The sequence below is a fragment of the Acinetobacter sp. YH16053 genome, assembly GCF_013417035.1.
GTDB lineage: Bacteria > Pseudomonadota > Gammaproteobacteria > Pseudomonadales > Moraxellaceae > Acinetobacter > Acinetobacter towneri.
In genome coordinates this window covers 1-3,224 of the sequence record NZ_VPEP01000067.1, presented here as the reverse complement: position 1 = coordinate 3,224, position 3,224 = coordinate 1, and the positions used below count along the sequence as shown (strand labels likewise).

Below are 3,224 nucleotides of genomic sequence, written 5' to 3'. Positions count from 1 at the left end.
GTAGCGAATATGCAGAGATCGGAGAGTCATCCGAAGACTTTACGAAACGCCTTGCAGACATGCTTTTAGAGCCAAAAAAATTCAGGATGTTTTATCCGCTACTGGAACAGCTCGGCTTTGGTTCTAAGAAAATACAATCAGCACCAATCAAACAGGTCGATGAACCTAAGTTTATAGATTTTCCAAATATGCAGATCAACCGAATTTCTTACGGCATGTCCAGAAATAAAAAATTCAAACATTTGAAGCAAGAGAATGAATCACCTAATGATTTTATGCAACGGCTTTGCATCATGCTAAAAGACCCAAAACAGCAACTTCAATTTTACGATTTCCTAAAATCTAATCCTTGAGTTTCCCCCTCTACTGCATATAATGGCTCGATTTGGGTGTTGGAAGATGGAAAAAATGCTGGTTTATTAAGGCTATTGCCTAAGTAGAGCTGATTGAATCTTAGGGATTGGAAATTTTTAAAATGAATCATAATGGAGCCGATTTGGATCAAATAAAGTTAAAACAAATTAAAACTGACTTAAGTGTTGATGGAATTGTTAAGCTATCTCAGTTTATTGATAAAAAAGAAGTAAATTTAATCAAAGAGAGTTTGGTTGAAGAACTGAAACGTTTAAAAATTTATGAAAATAATAAAATAATCTCTAAAGAATTGAAAAAATTGAGTCATTTTCAACAGATTGTCATGTTGTCCAGAACAGTTAAACAGCCAAAAACTTTAGAAAAATATTCAGATATTTTGGGTGAAGTTGTATTCAAAATTTTTGCTAAAAAGTTTTACTCTGATCAGAAACAGCAACTTCTACTGACATTACCTCAACAGGAAAAATGGACACTGAATGATTTAAAATGGCATGTCGATTCACATTCAACAGCTTTTGAGTCACTGCAATTTTTTTTAATCATTGATGATATTCAACCTCATGGTGGTGGAACTCTAGTTTTGAAAGGTTCACATCATTTAACTGAACGATCTTCTTCAAGTCAGCTGAATCATTTATTGAGTACGAAAATATTAAATCAGCCTTTTGATTTTCAGAATAAAAAATTAGAGATCATTGAATTAACTGGCGTACAAGGGGATGTGTATTTAATGGATATGAGGGTTATTCATTCTCCAGCGATAAATGCTGCAAAAAAGATAAGAATGATGGCAACGTATAGATATTTTCAGAATTTGTAAGATAAATAAAGAAAACCCATCATCCTGACAGGATCTTCTTCATAAGAGATATTCCTAATCCATGCTGACATTCACATAGAAAAGAAACTATTGATAACACCTAATGTTTTTAATGTAGTAATGCCCGAGATTAAAAAACATATGGAAATTAAAGACTAGACTCTTTCATTTGATCATGTTCCTTGATATGCATTTAAGCGAAATGCAAAGTTTTGTCCAAATAACTGAGCGGTTTTAATATCGCCAATATCAAAAGCATCTGCCGCACTGGCATGTTCGGCTTGTGCCATAAGACCAGACCATGAGCCGAGACGATTGGCTGCTTGCGTATACGGAACACCTTGATGTTGCTCAGGTAAAATAGGGTTGCCGACCCATACCATACCGTGTTGCATCGAAAAGGTGAAAAGCGAAATCAGGGTCGATTGCTTATCCCCAGCAGGTAATGAGGAAACAGTAAATCCTGCGGCTAATTTTCCTTTAAAAGCCTGCTTCTTCCATAATGGACCTGTGGCATCCATGAGTTGTTTAAAAGTGCCAGAGACACCACCGAGATAGGTTGGAGTACCCCAAATTAGTCCATCATATTGACAGAGTAATTCAGGTTGAGACATCAACTGTTCAGCGGTGAATAAATCAATTTTAGGTGGTGTTTCAAAAAGTATGCTGAAACAAAGCAGGTTGAATTTTGATAAAATAGAGAAATGCGAATAACTCTAGAAATCAAATGTCCAACCTGCCTCAGTGACAGTATAAAGAAAAATGGCATCAAAGTAGATGGGAAACAAAACTATCAGTGCAAAGACTGTAAACGTCAGTTTATTGGTGACCATGCTCTGAGCTATCTAGGATGTCATTCAGGCATTACTCGAAAAATATTACAGTTGATGGTCAGAGGTAGTGGTATACGAGATATCGCTGAAGTTGAGCGAATCAGTATCGGTAAAGTTTTACGTACTTTAACCGAATCGACCTACCAAATTCAGCCTAAACAAAGTCATTATGAGTCTCTTGAAGTTGATGAGTTTTGGACTTTTGTGGGAAATAAAAATAATAAACAATGGCTTATTTACGCCTACCATCGAGAAACAGGTGAGATTGTTGCTTATTTTTGGGGTAAAAGAGACTTAGCTACAGTTCAACGATTGAAGGCAAAGCTTAAACAATTAGGTATTCACTACACCCGAATTGCAAGTGATCATTGGGACAGTTTCATAACTGCTTTTAAAAACTGCAAGCAAAGTATTGGTAAATTTTTTACTGTAGGTATTGAAGGTAATAATTGCAAAATAAGGCATCGAATTAGGCGCGGTTTTAGAAGGAGTTGTAATTTTTCAAAAAAGATTGAAAACCATTTTAAAGCTTTCGACTTAACCTTTTTTTACATCAATAATGGCTTCATTTAATGTCAGCATACTTTTTGAAACACCACCAGATTTTTTATTTTCATTACTTCTTTTATTTAACATTTCTTGTCCTAAATCTTTCCAAATTTGCCACTTCATATCATTTGGATCAATTTCAGCAGTTTTTATAAGTACTCCAAGCAATTCAGCAGGATCACGCTGATCTAGCTTAGCAATCTCAAAAAGTGCGCCTAATTGGATAAGGTGGCGTGTACGAGCTTTACGTTCAGCTTCCTTTTCTGCATTCAATAATTTTCTAACAGCAACTTTTTGCTTATTTGCTCGATCTATGGCTTTTTCAGCTTTGATCAAGGCATTGATTTTTTTCTCTTGGTCAGATGTTCTGTACTGAATTTTGGCTAATTCAAGTAAAAGTTTTTGTGCATCACTAGGGTTCTTTAAAGCAGAAATATAGGTGATTTTTTCAGACAGCCAATCATTATTCATATTCAATTCCATTAATTCAGATACCGCAAAAGCACAGGCTCAATACTCAAAGAACGATAACAAAATATTTACGTTCGAGTAACGTAATTTTGTTAAAGTCGTTCTAGAGATTATCGCCTGTACTTCCATCAAAAATTTGATGGCGCGCTTAGACGTTTCTCAATTTCATTGAGAAA

At 35.1% G+C, this 3,224-nt stretch carries 3 protein-coding genes and 2 pseudogenes; 3 read left to right on the top strand and 2 right to left on the bottom strand.

What is annotated here, in order from left to right; all coding sequences use genetic code 11:
• Window positions 1-353 (top strand): annotated as a pseudogene (locus FTV43_RS14810) (replication initiation protein); the annotation flags it as partial.
• Between the two features lie 122 nt (window positions 354-475).
• Window positions 476-1,195, top strand: coding sequence for a phytanoyl-CoA dioxygenase family protein (locus tag FTV43_RS14805; protein ID WP_087554354.1), 720 nt, complete (start codon window positions 476-478; stop codon window positions 1,193-1,195).
• Window positions 1,196-1,368: 173 nt separating this feature from the next.
• Here the strand turns inward: FTV43_RS14805 and FTV43_RS14800 are convergent.
• Window positions 1,369-1,818 (bottom strand): annotated as a pseudogene (locus FTV43_RS14800) (flavodoxin family protein); the annotation flags it as partial.
• 81 nt (window positions 1,819-1,899) lie between these two features.
• Here FTV43_RS14800 and FTV43_RS14795 point away from each other — a divergent pair.
• Window positions 1,900-2,601, top strand: a complete 702-nt coding sequence (locus FTV43_RS14795) for an IS1-like element ISPa14 family transposase (RefSeq protein WP_166135753.1) — start codon at window positions 1,900-1,902, stop codon at window positions 2,599-2,601.
• Here FTV43_RS14795 and FTV43_RS14790 read toward each other — a convergent pair.
• A complete protein-coding gene (locus FTV43_RS14790) occupies window positions 2,566-3,048 on the bottom strand; it encodes a conjugal transfer protein TraD (protein ID WP_257223315.1) in 483 nt (160 codons plus the stop codon). The genes FTV43_RS14795 and FTV43_RS14790 overlap by 36 nt on opposite strands.
• Between the last annotated feature and the right edge of the window lie 176 nt (window positions 3,049-3,224).